The organism is Janthinobacterium aestuarii (assembly GCF_051380835.1).
Taxonomy (GTDB): Bacteria; Pseudomonadota; Gammaproteobacteria; order Burkholderiales; family Burkholderiaceae_D; genus Janthinobacterium; species Janthinobacterium aestuarii.
In genome coordinates, this window is record NZ_JBNYXU010000011.1 from 200,397 (window position 1) to 222,928 (window position 22,532).

The following is a 22,532-nucleotide window of genomic DNA, read 5'->3' on the forward strand; positions in this document are numbered from 1 at the left end:
GCCTAATGGATAATTATTTCTATGTGGCATTTTTTCCATAAAAAAAGCGCCAGACGGGTTTCCCCGGCTGGCGCCTGCTGCTGTGCATGGCTTGAAGATCAGGACACGCGCACCACCATCAGTCCCGCGCGCAAGCCCACGCGCACGTCCGGATTCGGAAACACCACCAGCTCTTCCGCGTGCCGCACCGTGTACACATGGTCGCCATCGCTGGCGATCACGGCGTGCTGCGGCAACGAGGTGAAATTCTGCGTGCTGCGGTCAAAAGCCATGCGGAATTCATCGCTGTGCTTGATGATTTCCTGCGCCACCTTGAACACGTGCGGTTGCGCCTTGACGGGCTGCGCAGGCAGGCCGCGCAGCAGGCCATCGAGCGCCAGCGACACGTCGTCGAACAGGGACAGATCGTTCTGCCCCAGGGTGCCCACGCGGCCCAGCTCCACCGTGCTGGCGGCCGCGCCGAAATGCTCGGCCGAATAATAGCTATACGTGCCGGCCGACTGCGGGTTCATGATGATGGCGCCGATGGCCGCCTGGCCCAGCCAGTCGATCAGCTGTGCCTTGGCGTCGTCGGCCACCAGGTCCGGCACGATGGCAAACGTAGGGTACACGGACGGCCGGATGGCCGTGTGCAAATCCAGGTGCCAGCGCACGGGACCGGCCGCTTCAAAGAACGCTGTTGTCGCGGCGATCATTTCATCGGCGCGCGCGCTTTCCGCCGCTTGCGCCAAGCTGCCCCGTACGGGGCGGAACATGCGATTGAGGTCGGCGTCGATGAAACGCTTGCCGGCCCGGATCGCATCGACATTGCCCACGCAAACGAGCAGGTCGACGGCCAGCTTCGATGCATCGCGCGACAAGGCGTCGAGCAGATGCGCCAGCACTTCGATCGGTCCCGTCTCGTCGCCATGCACGCCCACCGAGACGGCCACGCTGGCGCGGCCGGCTCCCAGTTTGACGACTTGCAGCATGCCGGGCGCCGGCAAGGCCACCGTGAAACCGGCGTCCGAAAACAACTGGGCCACGCCGCTGAAATCGGCCTGCGCCAGCGCCTGCACTACCTGTGTTACTTTTTGCGTCATTACACCGCCGCTTCCGCTGGGGTTTTCTCCGTGATTTTATTCACGGCTTCCGACAAGGTCCACACGTCCAGCATGGCTTGCTCCAGTTCCGTCGCCGCCACATAGGCCGAGAGACCCAGCGCGCCCGTCACGGCATCGACTGCCTGGCCTGCATTGCCTTGCTCGGCACGCGCCAGCACCTGCGTCAGCAGACGCTGTTGCGTGCGGCGCAGCGCTTGCTGCGCGTAGTTGCGCAACTGTTCTTGCGACTTGCCTTGCGCGGCCAGCTTCAGGCCACGTTCCAGCGTATCGATGCCCGCCTGGCTGCGCAGGGCCAGGCCCACTTGCAGGAAGGAAGCCAGGTCCATCGAAGCAGGACGCGCCACGGACAGGGCCGGGAACAGGAAGCCGGCGACGACTTCCAGCGCGTCGACCGCATCCCACGCCTGCACGAAGGCCGGACTCAAGCCCGGCACCAGCGCCGCTTCCGACTTGATGCCGACAGCTTTGAGCAGCTCGCGTTTCGATTCCGCGCCAAACAAACCAGTCAGTTCGGCCAGGCCGGCGCCGCGCAACTGCTCGGCCGGCACCGACAAGACACCGGCGATCATCGTTTGCTGCAGCACGCGCGTTTGCGCATCGACCTTGATCGACACGTCGCGTGGAATCGTCAAGGCATCCGCATCGAGCGCGTCGAACACGGGCGCCAGATTCAGCGCCACCCATGCCTGGCCCCAGGCCAGGATCACGGTCGACTCGTCCACGCCGTTTTCCGCCGCCAGGTTGCGGATCATCAGCGGGCCGCAGCGGTTGATCACTTCATTGGCCAGCACGGTCGCCAAGATGGCGTTGGCCAGCGGGTGGTCGAGCGCCGAACGGGTTTCCACCAGTAAGGATGGGAAGTACGGTTTGAGCACCGGCTCGGCCCACGTTTCGCCGGTCAACGGCAGGGCGGACAGGATGCGCTTGAAGCGGTTTTTCACGTTGGCGATCACCACCGCCAGTTCCGGCGTGGTCAGGCCACGACCGTCGGCTTTGCGGCGTGCCAGTTCGGCCACCGACGGCAGCTGCTCGAGATCGCGCGACAGCGCGCCCTCTTCTTCCAGGCTGGCGATCAGGGCGGCATAGCCATCCTGCACGGCGCTTTCGCTTTGCGCCTGCAATTCACGCACCAGCAAATGCGTCTGCTGCGTGTTGTCGCGCAAGACCAGGCGCTCGACGTCGTCCGTCATCGCATACAGCTCGCGGTTGCGTTCCGCTTCCGTCAGCTTGCCCGCGTTGACTTCCACGTCCAGCCAGATTTTCACGTTCACTTCATGGTCCGAGCAATCCACGCCGGCCGAGTTGTCGATCGCATCGGTGAAGATGCGGCCACCGGCCAGCGCGAATTCGATGCGGCCCGCCTGCGTCGCACCCAGGTTGCCGCCTTCGGCCACGACTTTCACGCGCAGCTCATTGCCGCTGACGCGGATGTGGTCATTCGCGCGGTCCTTCACTTGCGCGTGGCTCTCCGTCGACGCCTTGATGTAAGTGCCGATGCCGCCGTTGTAGAACAGGTCCACGGGCGACTTCAGGATGCGGTGCATCAGTTCTTCCGGCGGCAGCGAAGTTTCCGCGATATCGAGTGCGGCGCGGATTTGCGGCGACAGTTCGATCGTGCGGGCAGTGCGCGGATACACGCCGCCGCCTGCCGAGATCAGCTCCTTGTTGTAATCGTCCCACGAGGAACGCGGCAAGGCGAACAGGCGCGCGCGCTCGTCGAACGAGACGGCGACGTCCGGTGTCGGGTCGAGGAAGATGTGGCGGTGGTCGAACGCGGCCACCAGTTTCAGCTGGCGCGACAGCAGTACGCCGTTGCCGAACACGTCGCCCGACATGTCGCCCACGCCGACCATGGTGATCGGGGTGGTATTGAGGTCGTGGTCCATTTCATAGAAATGGCGCTTCACGGCTTCGAACGCGCCCTTGGCGGTGATGCCCAGTTTCTTGTGGTCGTAGCCGTTCGAGCCGCCCGAGGCGAACGCGTCGCCGAGCCAGAAACCGCGCTGCACGGCGATGCCGTTGGCGATGTCCGAGAACGTGGCCGTGCCCTTGTCGGCGGCCACCACCAGATACGGGTCGGCGTCATCGAAGCACACGGTATCGACTGGCGGGACGATATTGCCCAGCGAACGGTTGTCCGTCACTTCCAGCAGGCTGGAAATGAACAGGCGGTAGACGGCTTCGCCTTCGGCCGCGATGGTTTCGCGCACGGCGTCTTTCGGCATCATCTTGCAGACAAAACCGCCCTTCGCGCCGGCCGGCACGATGACGGCGTTTTTGACCATCTGCGCTTTCACCAGACCCAGGACTTCCGTGCGGTAGTCTTCCATGCGGTCGGACCAGCGCAAGCCGCCACGGGCGACAGGGCCGCCGCGCAGGTGCACGCCTTCGAAGCGGCGCGAGAAGACGAAAATCTCGCGGTAAGGACGCGGTTCCGGCACCAGCGCCAAGCTGCTGGTGTCGAACTTGAAGATGATCTTGTCGCCTTGTTGATTGTTCTGGAAGTAGCTGGTGCGCAGGGTGGCGGCCATCAGGTCGGCCAGCGCGCCGAGGATTTCCTCGGTATCGGCATGGTTCACGGAGGGCAGGCCAGCCTTGATGGCGGCGATGCTTTCCAGGGCCGCCGCATGCTGCGCGTCGGACAGCGAAGGATCGAAGCGCTGCAGGAACGCCTCCACCAGGGCTTTGACCTGGGCCGGCTGCTTGCGCAGGCTTTCGGCGATGTAGCGCACCGAGAAGCGGCTGCCCGTCTGGCGCCAGTAGCTGGTATAGGCGCGCACCAGCTGCACTTCGCGCGTCGACAAGCCGCCTTCGATGACGAGGCCATTCAGGCGGCCATCTTCCGCCGTGTCGTTGAACAAGGCGGCAAACAATTCCTGCGCCACGGCGACGACGGATGGCTTCGCCAGTTTCGCCGCGCTGGCGGCATCGACCGTCAGGCTGGTGACGAAATAGCGCGTGCCGTCGGCCAGCGACACCGAATACGCCTGTTCGCGGTCGATGGCCACGCCCGCATTGTGCAGTGCCGGCAGGATGGTCGACAGCGGCGGCACCTTGTTGGCCGAGTACAGGCGAATCGTGGTGACGGCGCCCGTCTCGATGCGCACGGCCACGTGCGCCGGATCCGTATTGCGCAGGATGGTGTCGAGGTCGCGGAAGGCGACGGCCGGCGCGGTGGCGGCCACGTAATCGAGCGGTAACGTGGCGCACAGTTTGCGCAGGCTGGTGCGCAGGGCCACGTCGGGCACGGCATCGGCCACGGCGGCAAAGCCGTTATGCCAGCCGTCGAGCACGCTCAGCAGCGGCTGTTCGATGTCCGTTTCCAGGTCCAGCGGGTAGCGCGCGGCGTGGGCGATCAGGTAGACGCGCGCCAGGGGGCCGTCGGCCACCAGGGTTTGCATGCTCACGTGCGTGGCGCCGGAACTGGCTTGCAGGGCTTTCGCCAGGCTCGATGCGACGCTGGCGCTGTAGCGCTCGCGCGGCAGGTAAACCAGCACGTTCAGGTGGCGCGCATACACGTCGCGGCGCGCAAAAACCTTGGTGCGCGGCTGCTTGTACAGCGAGACGACAGAACCGCACACTTGCGCCAGCCAGTCGAGATCCGCTTCCAGCGCTTCCGTGCGCGGCAAGGACTCAAGGATTTCGCGGAATTTCTCGGCGCGGAAACCTTGCTGGCGCACGCCGGCCAGGCTCAAAACCTTCGCCACGCGGCCGCGCGCAAACGGCAGCGCCGCCAGCGGGGTGGAATTGCCGGCGCGGGTGAACAAGCCGACGAAGCAGTGCTCGCCGAGGATCGCGCCTTGCGCATCCATGTCGCGCACGCCGATGAAGTCCAACTGCTGGTCGCGGTGCAAAGTGCCTGCCACGTCGGCCTTGACGATGGACAGCGCCGAGTCGCGCTTGGCCAGGGTGTCGAAGTCGCCCGGGATATTCGCCAGGCAGGTGCCGTAGACGGGGTGCGCCGTATCCTGCAGCACGCCGACACGGCTAGGAATGTCGCGTTCCAGTTCGCGCACGCCCGGCTTGACGCGGTAATAGGCATAGCCGAAGACTTCAAAGCCGCCGCTGCGGGCCCATTCCAGGAAGGCGGCCACTTCCGCGCCTTCTTCGCCATGCTGCGATGCAGCCGTGGCGACGGCGGCCAGGCGCTCGCTCATGGCGGCGGCATCGCGGCGTACGACGGCGGCGTCGCGCGCGACCGTCTCCAGGGCGGCGACCAGCGCGGCCAGGGCTTCCGGCGCCAGCTCTTCGTCGAGCAGTACCAGCACATACGATTCGAGCGGGTCGCCAGGCTGGCGCACCGCTTCGACGCTGCCGTCAGCGGCGCGGCGCACGGGCAGCACGGTATTCATCACGCCGCGCACGGCCAGGTGCTGGCGGCGCATGGCCATGACGATGGAGTCGACCAGGTAAGGCATGTCTTCGTTCAGGATCAGCAAGGCGCTCGCCATGCCGCCACGGCCATCCGCATAACGCAGGGTCGCGATCTGGCAGCCGTTGCCGGTGCGCTCGGCCGCTTGCGTGAAACCGTCGACCAGCACGGGCGCCAGACTGTCGGGCGCGATATCGGCCAGGTCTTCGGCGTCGAGCGAGTCGAGCCATGCCTGCACCAGCTGCACGACAGGCGCTACCGCCTTGCCTGCATTGCCAGCCGCGTTAATCAACTCCAGCGTTTGTGTACGCAAATCTTGTGGCGTGTGATTCATCTTGCATCTCCATTACGGTAATGTGAATGTCCAACGCTGTCGTTCGGGCTTGTGGCTGGGCGGCAGCGGTGTCAAGAGACGGGGGTCGCCCGTCCAATTCTGTCTGTGCTACGGATAGTTGTCTCGGATGTTCTGTGTGTTTTTCTATCGCCTACAAGTCGTACAATCCTGGTAAGTTGAGGATGATCGTCAATTCTTCAAGCGCCGCATGCACTTCCAGCGCCAGCTGCGGGTCGGCCAGGTCGCCCGGCTCCAGATGGTCTCGGTAGTGTTTTTCCACCCACTGCACCAGCCGATGGTACAGCGTTTCCGTCATGATCACGCCCTGGTGCATGGCGCGCGCCTCGGCTTCCGTCAGGGCCACGCGCAAACGCAGGCAGGCGGGCCCGCCGCCGTTGCGCATGCTCTGGCGCAGGTCGAAATGTATCAGTTCATCGATGGGTCCACCGCTGGCCACCAGGCCTTCCAGGTAGCGCGACACGGCGCGGTTTTCCTGGCATTCCTGCGGGATCACCAGCGCCATCTTGCCGCCCTCTTTCGTCAGCAGCTGGCTGTTGAACAGATAGCTGGTCACCGCATCCTGGATCGGCACCTGGCCCGTGTCCACGCGCAGCGCGTCCAGTTGCGCGCCCGTGGCGGCGACGGCGCGATGCAGCTGCGACAGGCTTGCCTCTTCATCGGCAAACGCCTGCTCGTGATAGAACAGTACATTGCCATTGCCGACGGCGATGACGTCGTTATGGAACACGCCCTGGTCGATCACGTCCGGGTTCTGCTGCACGTACACGGTGCGTTTCGCCTCCAGGCCATGCAGTCGCGCCACGGCTTGCGACGCTTCCAGGGTCTGGCGCGCCGGATAGCGCTTCGGCGATGGCGCGGACGGGTCGAACTCCACGCGACCATACACGAACAACTCCACCGATGGCGCGCCGTGGCTGGCGCCCAGGCGCGTGTGGTTGGCCGCGCCCTCGTCGCCAAAGGCCGGTGTCGACGGCAGCGCATCGTGCACGGCGAAGTGCTTGCCGTCGCTGAAAACGGCGCGCAGGCTGCGCGCCGACTGCGCGTGCTCGAAGGCGCGGTGCAGCTTGTTATTCAGGTTGGCGGCCGTGAAATGCACGCGGCCATCGTGCGTATCGGCCGACGGGCTGACCGTGGCGGCGTTCGCCGTCCACATGGGCGAGGCGGAATACGCGCAGGCCAGGATCACCGGGGATTCCTTGTAGGCGCGCGCCAGCACCTCGGCGTCCGTCCCCGTGAAACCGATGGAGCGCAGCAGGCGGAAATTGGGCCGGTCCTGCGGCGGCAGCAAGGCTTGCGCAAAGCCGCGCGCGGCCAGGGCGCGCATCTTGGCCAGGCCCTGCAAGGCGGCCTGCTTCGGATTCGAAGCGCTTTTCACATTGCTGAACGAGGCCACGTTGCCGAACGAGAGTCCGGCGTAGTTATGCGATGGCCCGACCAGGCCGTCAAAATTGTATTCGCGCGTGCTGTGCATGGGATTTCCTTAAAAATTCAGGCCGGGCGACAGCTTGGCCGGCATTTCCAGCGCGCCGTTCTCGATCGAGGCAACCGGGTAGGCGCAGTAATCGGCCGCGTAATAGGCGCTGGGACGGTGGTTGCCCGACTTGCCGATGCCGCCGAACGGCGCCGTGCTGGCCGCGCCCGTGGTCGGACGGTTCCAGTTGACGATGCCGGCGCGCGCGCGCGTCTGGAACGTTTGCCACAGGGCCGGATCGTCGGACAACAGCGCCGCAGCCAGGCCGAATTCCGTGGCATTGGCAACCTTCAGGGCCGCATTGAAATCGGCCACGCGGACCACTTGCAGCAGTGGGCCGAACCACTCTTCGTCGGGGATGCCGACAGCACTAGTCACGTCGACGATGCCGGCCGTCACAAAGCCCGCCTCGGGATTCAACTGGCGCATCTGCAGCAAGGTGGTACCGCCCTTGGCGACCATGTCCGCCTGCGCCTGCACCAGGCGTTTTGCCACGGCGCTCGACACGACTGGGCCCATGAACGGCTGCGGCTGGGCGTCGGAAGCGCCGATACCCAGTTTCGCGGCCACTTCCACCAGGCGCGCCACAAAAGCGGCACCGGCGGCGTTATCCTGCACCACCAGGCGGCGCGCGCAGGTGCAGCGCTGGCCGGCCGAGACAAAGGCGGAGAAGATCGCGTGGTGCACGGCCGCGTCGACATCCTTGACGTCCCACACGACGAGGGCGTTGTTGCCGCCCATTTCCAGCGCCAGCATCTTGCCCGGCTGGCCGCCGAACTGGCGGTGCAGGCTGATGCCCGTCTGGCACGAGCCCGTAAACAGCACGCCGTCGAGGTGTGGATTGGCGCCGAGCGCCACGCCCGTGTCGCGCCCGCCGTTGACGAGGTTGACGACGCCATTCGGCAAGCCGGCCTGCTGCCACAGCTGCACGGTTTTGATGGCCGTGCGCGGCGCATATTCGCTCGGCTTGAAGACGATGGTGTTACCGGCGATCAGGGCCGGCACGATGTGGCCGTTCGGCAGGTGGCCGGGGAAATTGTACGGGCCGAAGACGCCGAACACGCCATGCGGACGGTGGCGCAGCACGGCGTCGCCATCGGCGATCTTGCTTTGCGTGATGCCCGTGCGTGCGTTGTACGACTGCACCGAGATATCGATCTTGTTGGCCATGGTGGCCACTTCCGTGCGCGACTCCCACAGCGGCTTGCCCACTTCTTCCGAGATCAGCAGCGCCAGAGTTTCCGCATGCTCCTTCAGCAGTTCGCGAAAGCGCACGCAGATGGCGATGCGATCGTCGACGGGCGTATCGGCCCACGCTTCGAAAGCGGCGCGCGCGGCCTGGCACGCCTGTTCGACTTCGTGTTCCGTCGCTTCCAGGCTGGCCCAGGTCTGCTTGCCGTTCGACGGATCGATGGTGGCCAGTTCGCGGCCCGTGCCTGGCAGCCAGGCGCCGTTGATGAAGTTCGATGCTGCGGTAGATGGATTCAATACGTTAGACATGGGGATGCTTCCTCGGGTTGAGTGACAAGGTGCGCACGGTGTCGCCGTGATGGCAGCGCAGCAGATGCAGTTCATCGTCGTCGAGCGCGATCTTGCCGCTGTGCGGATTGGCGCTGGTGACGATCATGCGGAAATCTTTCAGGTCGGTGTTCGACACCAGGTAAGGCTCGGCCTGGGCGGCATCGCCGCACACTTCCGGCGCAGCCTCGGCGTCGAGCACGGCCGGCATGCTGTCGCGCATGGCGCGCAGTTCCGAGACGCGCGCCTGCAGCACGGGACCGGCGTCGAAAATGTCGACATAGCCTTCGAAGTGCAAGCCTTCCTGTTCCAGCAGGCGGCGCGCGGGCGCCGTGCTCAGATGCACCTTGCCGATGACTTCCTGCGCTTCGTCGGGCAGGTAGGCCACGTACATGGGCTGGCGCGGCATCAGCTCGGCGATGAACGATTTTTTACCCAGGCTCGTCAAGTCGTCGACGTGGTGGAAATCCATCTTGAAAAAGTGGCGGCCCAGGCCTTCATAAAACGGCGAGCTGCCGTCCGGTGCCTGGTAGCCGCGCATTTCCGCGATCAGCTTTTCCGTGAACAGCTGCGGGAACTGGGCGATGAACAGGAAACGGCTTTTCGACAGCAGCTTGCCGTTGTTGCCGCTGCGGTAATCTGGGTGCAAAAACAGCGAGCACAGTTCCGTGCTGCCCGTCAGGTCGTTCGACAGGTACAAGGTTTCCATGCGCGTAAATACGTCGAGCTCGCGGCTGGAATGGACCAGCGTGCCGATGCGGTAGTTATAGAACGGTTCGTCCAGACCCACGGCGCCCTTGATGGCGCACACGCCGGCCAGGCGGCCCGTGTCGGTATCCTCCATGACGAACATGTAGTCGCGCTTTTCGGGCGGGATGGTTTCGGCGAACGAAGCGCAGGCGATGGCCAGGCGGTCGCCCAGCATTTTCATGTCCGGCTTGAGGGTGGTCATGCCGGTGCCGACCTGGCTGGCCAGCCCATACAGGGCATCGAGGTCATTGGCGTTGATGGCGCGTACTACTAGCATAAAATTAACTCCCTTAGATACGCACGCAAATGACGCTGTCGCCTTCGGCCACGGCCAGCGCCTCGAGCAGGTCGGCCGGCAAACCGATGGTGTCCTGCGCTTCGAGCGCATCGCAGGCAAAGGTCACGGCGCGGAAATTGCGCTCGGCGCCGGAAGCGACCGCATAATTGACTTTCATGCCCGTGCGGCTGGGCGTGACGCCTGCGACGACGCGGCGCGTGAGCGAGCCCGTAAACGAGCGCAGCGCATGCTTGTGCGCCTGCAGGATCGGGCCGCCATCGAAGATGTCGATGTAATCGTCGGCTTCAAAGCCTTCTTCCGTCAGCAGATTGAACGCCAGTTCGCCGCTCGGGTGGATCTGGCCCATGGCCGCCTGCGCGTCGCCGGGCAACAGCGGCACGTACACGGGGTAATGCGGCATCAGTTCGACGATCAGGGTGCGGTTGCGCGCACCGCCGATGACTTTTTCGGCATCGAGGAAATCCATCTGGAAGAACTTGCGGCCCAGCGCATCCCAGAACGGCGACTGGCCGTTGGCGTCCGTGATGCCGGCCAGCGGCACGAAGAAGCGGTCGCCAAAACGGTGCGGCGCCAGCACGGCGAACAGCAGCCGCGCGCGCGACAGCAGGGCCGCTTCCAGGCCCGCCTGCTCCATGTTGCGCACGTAGAAACCGGACAGCTGCGAGTACGCCGTCAGTTCGGAACACAGGGTCAGCGCATGCACGCTGTGGCTGATGTTCAGGTCGCGCGAGACTTGCTGGATAACGTCGTTGCGGAAGGAAAAATAGGTGCCGTTCGAGCCGGCCGAGGCGAAGATGGCGGCCGTACCAAAGATGCTCTTGTCGAGCAGGGATTCAAGCACGAAGAGATACGACTCTTCGCTGGGGATGTCGACATGGGCGGCAAACGAGGCGATGGAGCGCTCGACGGAGGCGGCGATTTTTTCGCGCGTCTTCGGCAGGGTATGGACACCCGGCATGGTGACTGCGGCCAGCGCTTCGAGGGCTGCAATATCCGCAATTTCTACCGGACGGACAACATACATGGGTACTCCTTCAATGCTGACAATGCTGGGGTAGAACCAAGCCGGCCCGCAGCAAAGCGGCGGGCCGGTGATCAAACAGGGAGCGGGGCTAGCTTCAGGCTTTCAGCATGCCGTCGATGGCGGCGCGCAGCAGACGGCCCGCTTCGGCGATCTGCTCGTCCGAGACGATCAGGGCCGGCGCCAGGCGCACCACGTCCATGCCGGCGATCAGCACCATCAAGCCTTGCGCTTCGGCCGCTTTCTGGATGTCTTTCGCGCGGCCCTTGAAGGCATCGGTGACGACCAGGCCCAGCAGCAAACCGCTGCCGCGCACGATGGAGAACACTTGCGGGTAATCCGTGATCAGGCCTTGCAGCATGGCGATGGTGTTGACGCTCGCTTCTTTCACACGCGCCAGGAATGCCGGCGTGTTGATCGTGTCCAGCACGGTCAGGGCCACGGTGGCGGCCAGCGGGTTGCCGCCGTAAGTGGTGCCGTGGGTGCCGACGGCCAGCGTTTGCGCCAGTTCATTCGTGGTCAGCATGGCGCCGATCGGGTAGCCGTTGCCCAGGGCCTTGGCGGCCGTCAGGATGTCCGGCGTGACGCCGTAGCCCATGTAGGCGAACAAGGCGCCAGTGCGGCCCATGCCGCTCTGGACTTCGTCGAAAATCAACAGGGCGCCCGTCTTGTCGCACAGGGCGCGCAGCTCCTTGAGGAACTCCGGATTGCCCGGCACCACGCCGCCTTCGCCTTGTACCGGCTCGACGATCACGGCGCACACGTCATCGCCGATGGCGGCGCGCGCCGCTTCGATGTCGTTGTAGGCAATGTGGTCGATCGATGGCGGCAGCGGCTCGAAGCCTTCCGTATACTTGGCCTGGCCGCCGACGGAGACCGTAAACAGGGTGCGGCCGTGGAAAGAGCTGAAGCACGAAATGATGCGCGACTTGTGCGCGCCGAACTTGGTGTGCGCGTACTTGCGCGCCAGCTTCAGGGCCGCTTCGTTGGCTTCCGCGCCCGAATTGCAGAAGAAGGCGCGGTCGGCGAAAGTCGCTTCCGTCAGGGCCAGCGCCAAGCGCAGGACAGGCTCGTTGGTGTAGCCGTTGCCCAAATGCCACAAATTATTGATTTGCTTGGTCAGCACGTCGACCAGGGCCGGATGGCAGTGGCCCAGGCTGTTGACGGCGATGCCGGAGGTGAAATCGAGGTAATGCTTGCCTGACTGGTCCCACAGATCCAGACCGGAACCGCGCACGGGCACCATGGCTGCAGGGGCGTAGGTAGGAACGAGGACCTGGTCAAAGGTTTCCCGGGTGACTGGACGAGCCGTTACGGTCGAATCAAGCTTGGCATTCATAGCATTTCCCCATCAATATGTTAGGTACTCCGCAGCTACGACAGCTACGTGTGTACTGCATTATAAAAAGCGGGATGCTAAAACTCTTTTGAATCTGCGACAAGGATTTTCACAATTCATCACAGCCGGGCTTGCCTTAATCACACAGGGGCATGAGCTTGCGCTGCCGCTCTTCGCGCGGGGTATTGCCAAACAGGGTGCCAAAGGCCGTGGAAAAGTGCGAACCGGAGGAAAAGCCGCACATCAGGCCCACTTGCACGATGGAATAATGTGTATCGAGCAACAGTTGCCGTGAGCGCTGCAGGCGCAGCTCCAGGTAGTAGCGCGATGGCAGGCTGCCCAGGTATTGCTTGAACAGCCGCTCGAGCTGGCGCCGCGACAGGCCCACCAGGCTGGCGATGTCGTCGGTCGACAACGGCTCCTCGATATTGGCTTCCATCAAGGTCACCGCTTCGGAAAGCTTGGGCTGCAGCACGCCGAAACGCGCTTGCAGGGCCACCCTCTGGCGCTCTTCCTTGCCGCGCACCTTGTCCACGCACAACGCTTCCTTGACGAGCGCCTGCACGTCGGCGCCAAAGATGGTTTCGATCAGGGTCAGCGAAAAGTCGATGCTGGCCGCGCCGCCGCAGCAGGTGATGTGCGGGCCGTCGATGTCGAACAAATGCGGCGTCAGGATGGCCCGTTCGGCCTTCGCTTCCGCATCGGCATACAAGGCCCACGGCAAAGCGATGCGCACGCCATCCATGACGCCCGCGTCGGCCAGCCACAGCACGGCCGCACCCACGCCGCCCCAGAACGGCGCCGAACGGCAGCGCTCGATCACGGCCCGGCACAGCTCGGCGCGCAGCGGCGCTTGCGTTTCATCGGCCACCAGCAGCGCAATATGCCAGTTGCCGCCCTGCGCGGCCACCTGTTCCGGCGTGCGCACGTCCAGTTGCAAGGCGTCCGGCCCCAGCGCTCGCGCGCACAGGCGCAGCGGCTGCACCAGGCCGGCCCAGGTAATCGACTCGGCGTCGCCGGCATGGACCAGCAGCAAACGCAGCGGTTTGTCGAGGCCGATACGGGAAAGATTAGCGAAGGACATCGGCGAGGCGGACCAAAGGCAAGGGCTGAGTTGCCCACATGATACCGGACTTCCGCCCCGTCGCGCCCTTCATGCAAGGGCACATCCTGGCGCGGCGGAAAAAAGCGGAGCGGAAGGATATAATCACTCCCATGGGTGAACGATATTTAAAAAGTATCCGGCTGCTGGCCGAATGCATGCAAGGCTTCGAGCGGTTTTCTAGCGACTTCGTGCGCCAGTACGGCTTGACGCATGCGCAATTCGACATCGTTGCCACGCTCGGCAACACCCCCGGCATGTCCTACAAGGAACTGGGCCAGAAAACCCTGATTACCAAGGGTACTTTGACGGGTGTGGTGGACCGGCTGGAACAAAAGGGGCTGGTGATACGCGAACGTTGTCCACGCGACAAGCGTTCCTATTACGTGCGCCTGAGCTGCGAGGGCGAACAAGTGTTTCAGGACGTGTTCCCCAAGCTGACAAAGCAGGGCCAGCGTCTGTTCGACGGCTATACCGAAGACGATTTCATGCGGTTGGAAACGACGCTGGCAGGATTGAAGCACGCCATTGCCAACGGCCACGGCTGACCACTCACCAAGCACAGACATTCAAACAAGACAAAGGAAACCAAGTTGAAAACCTCACTGCTCGAAGGCAAAAAGCCTGCTCATTTCGATAAACACATCATCGGCAATCTGCTGCTCAACGCCAGCACGCCGGAACTGGTACGCCAGGAAAAACTGATCATCGGCGTGCGCAACGAAGACGGCGAAATCTACCGCCTGATCGGCGCCACCAAGCACAACAGCTTCATGAACGCCGTCGAGGAACTGTTCGACCTGGGCTTGACCGATGAACTGGAAGACAGCGACGAACTCGTTGAAGGCTGCGACGCCATATTCAGTGAAACTCTGTAATAGCGCTTGACGATCGCTGTCGTTGAAGAAAAGGCATGCCGCTGATCCAGTGGCATGCCTTTTCCCGTTTACAGGGCATTGCTTGCCTTTGCCAGGCTGTTTGCGAAAAGATCATGCTTAAAAAGTTCCGTGCGGAAATATTGCGAGTATAATTTTTTCAATGAACAGACTCGACGCCTTTAAAAGCATCGCCGCACAAGCCGCTCGTGGCGAGCTGACCTTTCCTGCCAATGTGGACGCTTCGCTCAAGCTGCAAGAGGCGCTGGCCGATCCCGACTGCCATATCGAGGCCGCCGCCAAGCTGGTGCAGGCAGATCCGCTGCTGGCCGCGCGCACGGTGGCCATCGCCAATTCCGTGGCGTTCAACCGTTCCGGCAATGAAATCACCAGCGTGCGCAATGCCGTGCAGCGGCTTGGCGTGCGTACCCTGCAGTCGGTGGTGGCATCGCTGATCGTGCGCCAGCTGGGCAGCACCATCACCGATCCCGTGCTGCAAGCGAAGGCCAACCAGCTGTGGGAGCATACGGCCCACGTGGCGGCCCTGTCGCAGGTACTGGCCCGCCGCGTCACCAAGGTGGACCCCGATACGGCCCTGTTTGCCGGCATCATGCATGAAGTGGGCGGCTTTTATCTGCTGTCGCGCGCAGCCGAATTCCCCGGCATCCTCGACGGCGAACCGGAAGACTGGGTCGAACATGGCGAACAGGCCATCGGCCACGGCGTCCTGGCCAAACTGAAGGTGCCGGAAGCGGTCAGAGGCGCCATCGATGCGCTGTGGGAAGGCTTGCGCGCCATCCCGCCCGAATCGCTGGGCGACACCCTGCTGCTGGCAAATGACCTGGCGCCCGTCTCGTCACCACTCAACGAAAGCCCGGCCGCCATCGCCGTGCGGGCGGCCCGCGCCGCGCGCAGCATCGATTGCCTGATCGGCGACGATGCAACCTTGTCGAGCATCATGGAAGAATCGGACGATGAAGTGCAGTCGCTGCTGAAAGTGCTCGTGCACTAGCTTGCAGGCTTCTTGACGACCGGCGGCGGCGCCGCCGGCTTGAGCGTATCGACGATCAGCACATGCTTGTCCATGGCCTGCGTTCCCTGCTTCTGCTCAACAACTTGCATGGCGACCGCTTTTGTACTCAACAGGGGTTTCGGATGGCGTGGCATGAACATGGCGTACCTGCTGGAAGTGGGATGTACCCCATCTGTGCAGCGATTATCAATTTATCAAGCCGCTATTCAAAAAAAACCCGCTCGAAAGCGGGTAAAGTCCAAAGCTAGGGATGTCCTGAAAGAGACAGCCCTATCTTATGCGGTGCGCCGCGCCGGCTCCGTGCGCTGGCTCACTTAGCGCGCACATTATCCCGGCAACAGTTCCACGTCCGTTTCCTGCCAGGCACGCAATTGGCGCACGCGGGCAAACCACGCCTGGATGTACTGGTACTGTGCCAGCGGCAGCCGCACGGCCTCGCTGTACATCAGCGGCGCGGCCACGGCGAACTCGGCCAGGGTCAAGGCATCGCCGCAGAGCCAGTCACGCTGCGCCAGATGCGCGTCCAGCACCACGGCGCAGGCATGCAGTTCGTGCTCGCCGCGCGCCTCTTCCTGCGGGTCCGCCGGACCATTGCCCGTCATGCCTTTCCAGGCGCGTTCCCAGGCCAGCACGCTGATGGCAGGCGCGAAGTGCTGCGCGGCCCAGAACAGCCAGCGGTTGACGTCGGCGCGCGCTTGCGGCGCCTGCGGATAAATCGTCTGGCCCGGCACCTGCTCGGCCAGGTATTGCATGATGGCGCACGACTCCCACAGCAGGAAATCGCCATCGGCCAGCACGGGCACTTTGCCGTTCGGGTTCAATTCACCCAGGCGACGGCGGTCGTCCGCATTCATCAGGTCGACTTCGGCCAGTTCCAGAGGCAGGCCGAGGTGGATCGCCGTCATCAGGGCACGGCGGGCATTCGAAGACATGGGGTGGTGGTACAGGCGCATGATAGATGGCTCCGGTGAGTGAAGAAGCCACCATCGTAGTCGTCGTCACTGACAGTTTTTGTCAGGAGCGGATATCAGGATTCCGGGTCAATTTCGTGCGCTTTGCGCCAGGCATCGAGCAGTACATGGCGCCGCGTGGGATAGCGCTCCGCATGCTGCTGCACCTCGGCGATGCGGTCGATGCGGAAATGCCGGTAATCGCCGCGCAGTTCGCACCAGGCGGCCAGCAGGCGCTTGCCTTCGAAAAAAGCCAGGGCGAACGGCCACACCGTGCGCGAGGTGGCGCTGCCGTGCTCATCCTGATAGGCGAGCGTGAGCTTCTGTTCATAGCGGATCGCCTCGCGCACGGGCTGCACGTAACGGTCGGCCGGCTGCGTGCCATCGGCGGGACGCCCCAGCGGCACCCACAAGCTGGTCTCGGCCATGCTGTCGCGCAGGTCGCGCGGCGAAGCGGCCGCGATCTTGGCCAGGGCATTGCTGGCCGCCTGCGCCAGGCCCGCATCGCCCTGCCGGCGCACCCAGCGCGCGCCCAGCACCAGCGCTTCCAGCTCGTCGGCACCAAACATCAGCGGCGGCAAGAAGGCGCCGCGGCGCAGCACATAGCCGATGCCGGCCTCGCCCTGCAGGGGCGCGCCCAATTCGGCCAGGGTCTGGATATCGCGGTAAATCGTGCGCTCGGAAACGCCGAGCTGCTGCGCCAGCTGGGCCGCCGTGACGGGCACGCGCTTGGCGCGCATGGCGTCCATCAGCAGGAACAAACGGCCGCTGCGGCTCATGGACAAGCCTGCAAAGCCTGGTCGCCCATGACGAGGGCCGACAGGGCCGGCACGTACAGATAGCCGTCGGGCAGCATGCGCGCCGCGCGCGTCCCCTCTTGCACGCCGGAGATGCCATAGCAGCGCTGCAGGCGGGCGGCAGCTGGCCACCAGTAGACGGCCGCCTCCTGGTCGGGAAAGCGCTGGCGCACGCTATCGGCCTGCGCCGCCACTTGCCGGAAGTCGCGGTAAAAGGCGGGGGCAATACCCAGCTCCGCGGCAAACACCGCTTCCTGCGCCGCCGTCTCTGCCAACCGGGCCGCCAGCGCCACCGTTTCACTGTCCAGATCCTCGGCTGCCACACCCGCTTCAACCAGAATGCGGCGCATCTGCGCCCGGTCGACCTGCGCGCGCAGGAACGCCGACTCCTGCAGTGCCAGCACGGCGCCGTCGGGTATGCTTTTGTGCCGCGCGGCCGGGAACACATACAGGGCGCAGCTGCCGGCGCACAGCGTGTCGATGGCGAGACGCCATTGCTGCTGGCGCAGATAGCGGCCCAGCTGCATCGCCGCCTGCGGATCGCCTGCGTCGCTATTGACGCGCAACAGCACGGTACCCGGCGCGGCCAGCTGCCGCAGCTTGTCCACGTCGCCCTCGGCAATCGGGCCGCGCATGGCGATGCTGCCGGCATCGGCACGGCTGAAATCGGCGGCGTCGGCCAGCGCCGTCACGCCTGCCATCATGCCCATCAATAAAATACGCTTCATCATCATCCGTTACAAAAAAAAACGACCACCGCAAACGGTGATCGTTTTCCATTCGACCTGCAAAAAGCTCTGCGCTTACACCACGGCGCCGTCGGTTTCGTCTTTTTCCTTGATCGGCTTGATCAAGTCTTCGCGCTTGACGCCCAGCCACATGGCGATCGAGGCCGCGACGAACACGGACGAGTAAATACCGAAGCAGATACCGATGGTCAGCGCCAGTGCGAAGTGGTGCAGGGTCTGGCCGCCGAAGACCAGCATCGACAGCACCATCATCTGGGTCGAGCCGTGGGTGATGATGGTACGCGAAATGGTGCTGGTGATCGCGTTGTCGATCACTTCATGCACGGTCGCCTTGCGCTGCTTGCGGAAGTTTTCGCGGATACGGTCAAAGATCACCACCGATTCGTTGACGGAATAACCGAGCACCGCCAGGATGGCCGCCAGCACCGTCAGCGAGAATTCCCATTCGAAGAAGGCGAAGAAGCCCAGGATGATCACCACGTCATGCAAGTTGGCGATAATCGCCGAGACAGCGTATTTCCATTCGAAGCGGATGGCCAGGTAGATCATCACGCCGATAATCACCACCACCAGCGCGTTCAAGCCGTTCTGCGCCAGTTCCTCGCCCACTTGCGGGCCGACGAATTCAACTTTCTGCAAGACGACCGCTTCGCTGCCGGCAGCATCCATGCAGGCGCTCTTGAGCACATGCTCGCCCTTGTCGGTGACGGTGTCGATGGCCTTGGTCGCGCCTTGCTCGGCCTTGCACAGCGATTCGAACACGCGCTGCGAGGTGTTGGCGGCGCTAACGCCATTTTCCACCGGCAGGCGGATCATCACGTCGCGCGCCGTATCGAAGCTGGTCACGCCCGGCTCTTCGTAGCCCATGGCGATCAGGGTGCCGCGTATGCCTTCAAGATTGGCTGCCTTCGGGTATTTCACCTCCATCAGCGTGCCGCCCTTGAATTCGACGGACAGGTGCAAGCCCTTGTGCACCAGGAAGAAGACGGCGGCAAGGAAGGTCACGGCCGAAATCACGTTGAAAATCAACGCATGGCGCATGAAGGGAATATCTTTTTTGATCCGGAAAAATTCCATGAAATCCTCTGAGTTCTATTCTGTGCGTCCGGCGGCTGTGCCACCGGACGCGATCGCTGTTGACGCTATTGGGTGAGTCGGGGCCGTCGCTTACTTGCTCGCGCCCGGCACCCACACCGTGCCGATCGACAAGGTCGTCAGCTTTTTCTTGCGGCCATACCAGAGGTTGACCACGCCGCGCGAGACGAACACGGAGGAGAACATCGAGGTCAGAATACCCAGGCAATGCACAACAGCGAAGCCGCGCACAGGACCGCTGCCGAAGGCCAGCAGCGCCAGGCCGACGATCAGGGTGGTCACGTTCGAGTCGAGAATCGTGGCCCAGGCGCGGTCGAAGCCGGCGGCGATCGCCGCTTGCGGCGTATTGCCGGCGCGCAGCTCTTCACGGATACGTTCATTGATCAGCACGTTGGCGTCAATCGCCATACCCAGCGCCAGCGCGATAGCGGCGATACCTGGCAAGGTCAACGTCACCTGGATCATCGACAGCAAGCCGACCAGCAACAGCAGGTTGGTGGCCAGTGCCAGCACGCTGAAGGCGCCGAACAGCATGTAGTAGGCGATCATGAAAACGGCGATGGCGATGAAGCCATACAAGGTCGAGTGGAAGCCCTTGGCGATATTTTCCGCGCCCAGCTGCGGTCCGATCGTGCGTTCTTCGATGACGGTCATCGGTGCGGACAGGGCGCCCGAGCGCAGCAGCAGCGCCAGTTCGTTCGCGTTTTCCGCGCCGCCCATGCCGGTGATCTGGAAGCGCGAACCGAGTTCCTGCTGGATGGTGGCAACCGACAGCACTTCCGGCTTGCCCTTTTCAAACAGCACGATGGCCATGCGCTTGCCGACGCGTTCGCGCGTCGCTTCACGCATCTTGCGGCCGCCGTCGCCGTTCAGGTCGATCGATACGGCCGCTTGCTGGTTCTGGTCGAAGCTGGCCGTGGCGCTGGAGATATAGTCGCCCGTCAGGATCACGTCTTTCGCCAGCACGACAGGTACTCCCTTGCCGACGGTGAACAGTTCCGAATTGAACGGGATGGCGCTCGACAGTTCGGTGCCGGGCACGATGCTTTCATCGACGAGGCGCACTTCCAGGGTAGCCGTGCGGCCGATGATGGCTTTCGCGCGGGCCACGTCCTGCACGCCAGGCAATTGCACCACGATGCGGTCAGGACCTTGCTGCTGGATCAGCGGCTCGGCCACGCCCAGCTCGTTGACGCGCTTGGACAGGGTGGAGATATTCTGTTTCACGCCTTCATCGATGGTGGCTTTCAGGGCCGCCGGCTTCAGGGTGATGTTCAGTTTCAAATCGCTGCCTTCGCCCGCATCGGCGAACGCCAGTTCCGTCATCTGGTCGGACAGGACATTTTTTGCCTTCACGCGCGTTTCCGCGTCGCGGAAGTTGATCTGGACGCTGTCGCCCACGCGCTCGATGCCGGCGTGGCGGATATTCTTGTCGCGCAACACGCTACGCGCGGCGGACTGGACGCCCTGCACTTTCTTGTTCAGTACGGCTTTCGCATCGACCTGCATCAGGAAGTGCACGCCACCGCGCAAGTCCAGGCCCAGGAACATGGGCAAGGCATGCAATTTTTGCATCCACAAGGGGGTATTGGCTTGCAGATTGACCGTCACGATGTAGGCGGGATCGCTGGCATCGGTGTTCAGGTCTTTTTCCAGCACCAGTTTCGCCTTGAACTGGGTATCGGGATCGGCGAAACGCACGCGCACGGAGGCGAGGTTGCCGGCGCCATCCATGGTGACACCTTCCGACTTGACGTTCTCTTTCGTCAATATTTGCTCGACTTGCGTCATCAGCTCGCCCGTCACTTTGACGGTCGACTTGCCGCTGGTTACTTGCAGCGCCGGTGACTCACCGAAATAGTTGGGCGCCGTATAGAGTGCGCCCAGCAATAAGGCGACGACGATGATGATGTATTTCCAGGCAGGATAGCGATTCATATTGATTCAGCGTTCAGTGTTGAGCGTCGGAGGCGTCGCGAGGGGCGGCGGGTAGCCGCCCCGTTCAATCATTGCCGGGGCAATGACAGCGAGGAATTACAGCGCCTTCAGGGTGCCTTTAGGCAGCAAGGTGGTGATGGAGCTCTTTTGCACCGTGATTTCGGTGCCGGTCGCCACTTCGATGGTGACGTAAGCGTCCACTACCTTGACAACACGGCCCAGCATGCCGCCGGCGGTGACGACTTCGTCACCCTTGGCCAGCGCGTCCATCATCGCCCGTTGTTCTTTGGCGCGTTTTTGCTGTGGGCGGATCATCAGGAAATACATGACCACGAACATCAATACCAGCGGCAAGAAGCTGGTCAGGTTGCCGCCGAGGCCCAGGGCGTCGGTTGGGGCTTGCGCATAAGCGTTGGAAATGAAAAACACGGTGACTCCAGTTCTAATCAGTTTGAAAAAATAGCGCTGTATTCTAGCATTGGCAATCCGCCAAGCCTCCAATTGCAGGCATGGCAGCTTCAAATGGGGCTAAAAAGGCATTATGCAATGCTTTATCGCCCCAGTCCAAGCACCAATACACAAAACTTCCGGCCATGCTGCGACCAGGGTGCCAGATAAGGTTTTCTTAAGTTCCGCGTGCGCGTTCCGCGTGGAATTGCAGGGTAAACGCGTGGAAACGGTCTTCGTCCAGCGCTTCGCGCATCTGGCGCATCAGGTCCAGGTAGTAATGCAGGTTGTGGATGGTATTCAAACGCGCGCCGAGGATTTCCTTGGAGCGGTGCAAATGGTGCAGGTAGGCGCGCGAGAAGTTGCGGCAGGCGTAGCAGCTGCAGGTCTCGTCCAGCGGCGCCTGGTCTTCCTTGTACTTGGCGTTCTTGATCTTGATGTCGCCAAAACGGGTGAACAGCCAGCCATTGCGAGCGTTACGCGTCGGCATGACGCAGTCGAACATGTCGATGCCGTTCGACACACCGGCCACCAGATCTTCCGGCGTGCCCACGCCCATCAGGTAATGGGGCTTGTTGGCAGGCAGGCGCGGGCCAACGTGGGCCAGCATGCGCATCATGTCTTCCTTCGGCTCGCCGACGGACAGGCCGCCGATGGCGATGCCGGGGAAATCGATCTCTTCCAGCTTGGCCAAGGACTCGTCGCGCAGCATTTCGAACATGCCGCCTTGCACGATGCCGAACAGCGCATTTGGGTTTTCGCCGCGGTGGAACTCGTCCTTCGAGCGCTGCGCCCAGCGCAAGGACATGCGCATGGACTTGGCCGCTTCCTCGATGGTGGCCGGGCGGCCCTGGATTTCGTACGGCGTGCATTCGTCGAATTGCATGACGATGTCGGAATTCAAGACGCGCTGCACCTGCATCGACACTTCCGGCGAGAGGAACAATTTATCGCCGTTGATCGGCGAATTGAAATGCACGCCCTCTTCCGTGATCTTGCGCATGGCACCCAGCGAAAACACCTGGAAGCCGCCCGAGTCCGTCAAGATCGGCTTGTTCCAGCCCATGAAGCCATGCAAGCCGCCGAATTTTTCCATGACGGTGTTACCTGGACGCAACCACAGGTGAAATGTATTGCCCAGAATGATCTGCGCGTCGATCTCCTTGAGTTCCAGCGGCGACATGGCTTTCACCGAGCCGTAAGTGCCCACTGGCATGAAGATCGGCGTCTGCACGACACCATGGTTGAGCTTCAAGGTGCCGCGGCGTGCCTTGGTCAGGCCGCTCGTGTCGGTCTTGAGTAATGTAAATTCCAGCATG

Annotated in this window: 19 protein-coding genes; 3 read left to right on the plus strand and 16 right to left on the minus strand. The window is 63.1% G+C overall.

Annotated elements, in window-relative coordinates:
* Window positions 1-98: 98 nt before the first annotated feature.
* The 8 genes from ACQ4WO_RS24925 to ACQ4WO_RS24960 form a co-directional block, all read right to left on the minus strand.
* Window positions 99-1,082: a succinylglutamate desuccinylase gene (locus tag ACQ4WO_RS24925; protein ID WP_436483676.1), complete on the minus strand. Its 984-nt coding sequence runs from the start codon at window positions 1,080-1,082 to the stop codon at window positions 99-101.
* Window positions 1,082-5,809 carry an NAD-glutamate dehydrogenase domain-containing protein gene (locus ACQ4WO_RS24930; RefSeq protein ID WP_436483677.1) on the minus strand — a complete coding sequence of 1,576 codons (4,728 nt, stop codon included), beginning with the start codon at window positions 5,807-5,809 and terminating at the stop codon, window positions 1,082-1,084. The genes ACQ4WO_RS24925 and ACQ4WO_RS24930 overlap by 1 nt, the downstream gene beginning before the upstream one ends.
* A 151-nt stretch (window positions 5,810-5,960) precedes the next feature.
* Window positions 5,961-7,301: an N-succinylarginine dihydrolase gene (gene astB, locus ACQ4WO_RS24935; RefSeq protein WP_436483678.1), complete on the minus strand. Its 1,341-nt coding sequence runs from the start codon at window positions 7,299-7,301 to the stop codon at window positions 5,961-5,963.
* 9 nt (window positions 7,302-7,310) lie between these two features.
* On the minus strand, window positions 7,311-8,801 hold the full coding sequence (gene astD, locus ACQ4WO_RS24940) for a succinylglutamate-semialdehyde dehydrogenase (protein WP_436483679.1): 1,491 nt from the start codon (window positions 8,799-8,801) through the stop codon (window positions 7,311-7,313).
* Window positions 8,794-9,846 carry an arginine N-succinyltransferase gene (astA, locus tag ACQ4WO_RS24945; protein ID WP_128141652.1) on the minus strand — a complete coding sequence of 351 codons (1,053 nt, stop codon included), beginning with the start codon at window positions 9,844-9,846 and terminating at the stop codon, window positions 8,794-8,796. Before astA ends, astD begins: the two co-directional genes overlap by 8 nt.
* A 13-nt stretch (window positions 9,847-9,859) precedes the next feature.
* On the minus strand, window positions 9,860-10,891 hold the full coding sequence (locus tag ACQ4WO_RS24950) for an arginine N-succinyltransferase (RefSeq protein ID WP_070302837.1): 1,032 nt from the start codon (window positions 10,889-10,891) through the stop codon (window positions 9,860-9,862).
* 94 nt (window positions 10,892-10,985) lie between these two features.
* On the minus strand, window positions 10,986-12,227 hold the full coding sequence (gene astC, locus ACQ4WO_RS24955) for an acetylornithine/succinylornithine family transaminase (RefSeq protein WP_436483681.1): 1,242 nt from the start codon (window positions 12,225-12,227) through the stop codon (window positions 10,986-10,988).
* A 136-nt stretch (window positions 12,228-12,363) separates the two neighbouring features.
* Window positions 12,364-13,311 (minus strand): GlxA family transcriptional regulator, encoded by a 948-nt coding sequence (locus ACQ4WO_RS24960; RefSeq protein WP_436483682.1) that lies wholly within the window; start codon window positions 13,309-13,311, stop codon window positions 12,364-12,366.
* Between the two features lie 131 nt (window positions 13,312-13,442).
* Between ACQ4WO_RS24960 and ACQ4WO_RS24965 the strand changes: the two genes are divergently transcribed.
* The 3 genes from ACQ4WO_RS24965 (at window position 13,443) to ACQ4WO_RS24975 (ending at window position 15,216) form a co-directional block, all read left to right on the plus strand.
* The gene (locus ACQ4WO_RS24965) at window positions 13,443-13,877 is read left to right on the plus strand and encodes a MarR family transcriptional regulator (RefSeq protein ID WP_436483684.1); all 435 of its coding nucleotides are present in this window, start codon (window positions 13,443-13,445) and stop codon (window positions 13,875-13,877) included.
* Window positions 13,878-13,922: 45 nt separating this feature from the next.
* The gene (locus ACQ4WO_RS24970) at window positions 13,923-14,207 is read left to right on the plus strand and encodes a hypothetical protein (RefSeq protein ID WP_436483685.1); all 285 of its coding nucleotides are present in this window, start codon (window positions 13,923-13,925) and stop codon (window positions 14,205-14,207) included.
* A gap of 160 nt (window positions 14,208-14,367) precedes the next feature.
* Window positions 14,368-15,216, plus strand: coding sequence for an HDOD domain-containing protein (locus tag ACQ4WO_RS24975; protein ID WP_034745523.1), 849 nt, complete (start codon window positions 14,368-14,370; stop codon window positions 15,214-15,216).
* Here ACQ4WO_RS24975 and ACQ4WO_RS24980 read toward each other — a convergent pair.
* The 8 genes from ACQ4WO_RS24980 to tgt form a co-directional block, all read right to left on the minus strand.
* On the minus strand, window positions 15,213-15,377 hold the full coding sequence (locus tag ACQ4WO_RS24980) for a hypothetical protein (RefSeq protein WP_436483686.1): 165 nt from the start codon (window positions 15,375-15,377) through the stop codon (window positions 15,213-15,215). The two genes, ACQ4WO_RS24975 and ACQ4WO_RS24980, sit on opposite strands and share 4 nt — an antisense overlap.
* Before the next feature lie 186 nt (window positions 15,378-15,563).
* Window positions 15,564-16,190: a glutathione S-transferase family protein gene (locus ACQ4WO_RS24985; protein ID WP_436483687.1), complete on the minus strand. Its 627-nt coding sequence runs from the start codon at window positions 16,188-16,190 to the stop codon at window positions 15,564-15,566.
* A 74-nt stretch (window positions 16,191-16,264) separates the two neighbouring features.
* Entirely contained in the window at window positions 16,265-16,966 is a 702-nt protein-coding gene (locus tag ACQ4WO_RS24990) for a helix-turn-helix transcriptional regulator (protein WP_436483689.1), read from the minus strand.
* Window positions 16,963-17,712, minus strand: a complete 750-nt coding sequence (locus tag ACQ4WO_RS24995; protein ID WP_436483690.1) for a hypothetical protein — start codon at window positions 17,710-17,712, stop codon at window positions 16,963-16,965. The genes ACQ4WO_RS24990 and ACQ4WO_RS24995 overlap by 4 nt, the downstream gene beginning before the upstream one ends.
* 75 nt (window positions 17,713-17,787) lie before the next feature.
* Entirely contained in the window at window positions 17,788-18,810 is a 1,023-nt protein-coding gene (gene secF / locus ACQ4WO_RS25000; protein ID WP_436483692.1) for a protein translocase subunit SecF, read from the minus strand.
* 90 nt (window positions 18,811-18,900) lie between these two features.
* Window positions 18,901-20,766 carry a protein translocase subunit SecD gene (gene secD / locus ACQ4WO_RS25005; RefSeq protein WP_230518262.1) on the minus strand — a complete coding sequence of 622 codons (1,866 nt, stop codon included), beginning with the start codon at window positions 20,764-20,766 and terminating at the stop codon, window positions 18,901-18,903.
* Window positions 20,767-20,862: 96 nt separating this feature from the next.
* A complete protein-coding gene (gene yajC, locus ACQ4WO_RS25010; RefSeq protein ID WP_034745505.1) occupies window positions 20,863-21,195 on the minus strand; it encodes a preprotein translocase subunit YajC in 333 nt (110 codons plus the stop codon).
* 196 nt (window positions 21,196-21,391) lie between these two features.
* Complete coding sequence (gene tgt / locus ACQ4WO_RS25015) at window positions 21,392-22,531, minus strand: tRNA guanosine(34) transglycosylase Tgt (RefSeq protein ID WP_230518263.1); 1,140 nt, start codon at window positions 22,529-22,531, stop codon at window positions 21,392-21,394.
* Window position 22,532 lies beyond the last annotated feature (1 nt).

What these genes read in the sequence shown, in the direction of transcription:
- ACQ4WO_RS24925 (WP_436483676.1), bottom strand. Translation starts at nt 1,082, where the DNA reads ATGACGCAAAAAGTAACACAGGTAGTGCAGGCGCTGGCGCAGGCCGAT.
- ACQ4WO_RS24930 (WP_436483677.1), bottom strand. Translation starts at nt 5,809, where the DNA reads ATGAATCACACGCCACAAGATTTGCGTACACAAACGCTGGAGTTGATT.
- astB (WP_436483678.1), bottom strand. Translation starts at nt 7,301, where the DNA reads ATGCACAGCACGCGCGAATACAATTTTGACGGCCTGGTCGGGCCATCG.
- astD (WP_436483679.1), bottom strand. Translation starts at nt 8,801, where the DNA reads ATGTCTAACGTATTGAATCCATCTACCGCAGCATCGAACTTCATCAAC.
- astA (WP_128141652.1), bottom strand. Translation starts at nt 9,846, where the DNA reads ATGCTAGTAGTACGCGCCATCAACGCCAATGACCTCGATGCCCTGTAT.
- ACQ4WO_RS24950 (WP_070302837.1), bottom strand. Translation starts at nt 10,891, where the DNA reads ATGTATGTTGTCCGTCCGGTAGAAATTGCGGATATTGCAGCCCTCGAA.
- astC (WP_436483681.1), bottom strand. Translation starts at nt 12,227, where the DNA reads ATGAATGCCAAGCTTGATTCGACCGTAACGGCTCGTCCAGTCACCCGG.
- ACQ4WO_RS24960 (WP_436483682.1), bottom strand. Translation starts at nt 13,311, where the DNA reads ATGTCCTTCGCTAATCTTTCCCGTATCGGCCTCGACAAACCGCTGCGT.
- ACQ4WO_RS24965 (WP_436483684.1), top strand. Translation starts at nt 13,443, where the DNA reads ATGGGTGAACGATATTTAAAAAGTATCCGGCTGCTGGCCGAATGCATG.
- ACQ4WO_RS24975 (WP_034745523.1), top strand. Translation starts at nt 14,368, where the DNA reads ATGAACAGACTCGACGCCTTTAAAAGCATCGCCGCACAAGCCGCTCGT.
- ACQ4WO_RS24980 (WP_436483686.1), bottom strand. Translation starts at nt 15,377, where the DNA reads ATGTTCATGCCACGCCATCCGAAACCCCTGTTGAGTACAAAAGCGGTC.
- ACQ4WO_RS24985 (WP_436483687.1), bottom strand. Translation starts at nt 16,190, where the DNA reads ATGCGCCTGTACCACCACCCCATGTCTTCGAATGCCCGCCGTGCCCTG.
- ACQ4WO_RS24990 (WP_436483689.1), bottom strand. Translation starts at nt 16,966, where the DNA reads ATGAGCCGCAGCGGCCGTTTGTTCCTGCTGATGGACGCCATGCGCGCC.
- ACQ4WO_RS24995 (WP_436483690.1), bottom strand. Translation starts at nt 17,712, where the DNA reads ATGAAGCGTATTTTATTGATGGGCATGATGGCAGGCGTGACGGCGCTG.
- secF (WP_436483692.1), bottom strand. Translation starts at nt 18,810, where the DNA reads ATGGAATTTTTCCGGATCAAAAAAGATATTCCCTTCATGCGCCATGCG.
- secD (WP_230518262.1), bottom strand. Translation starts at nt 20,766, where the DNA reads ATGAATCGCTATCCTGCCTGGAAATACATCATCATCGTCGTCGCCTTA.
- tgt (WP_230518263.1), bottom strand. Translation starts at nt 22,531, where the DNA reads ATGCTGGAATTTACATTACTCAAGACCGACACGAGCGGCCTGACCAAG.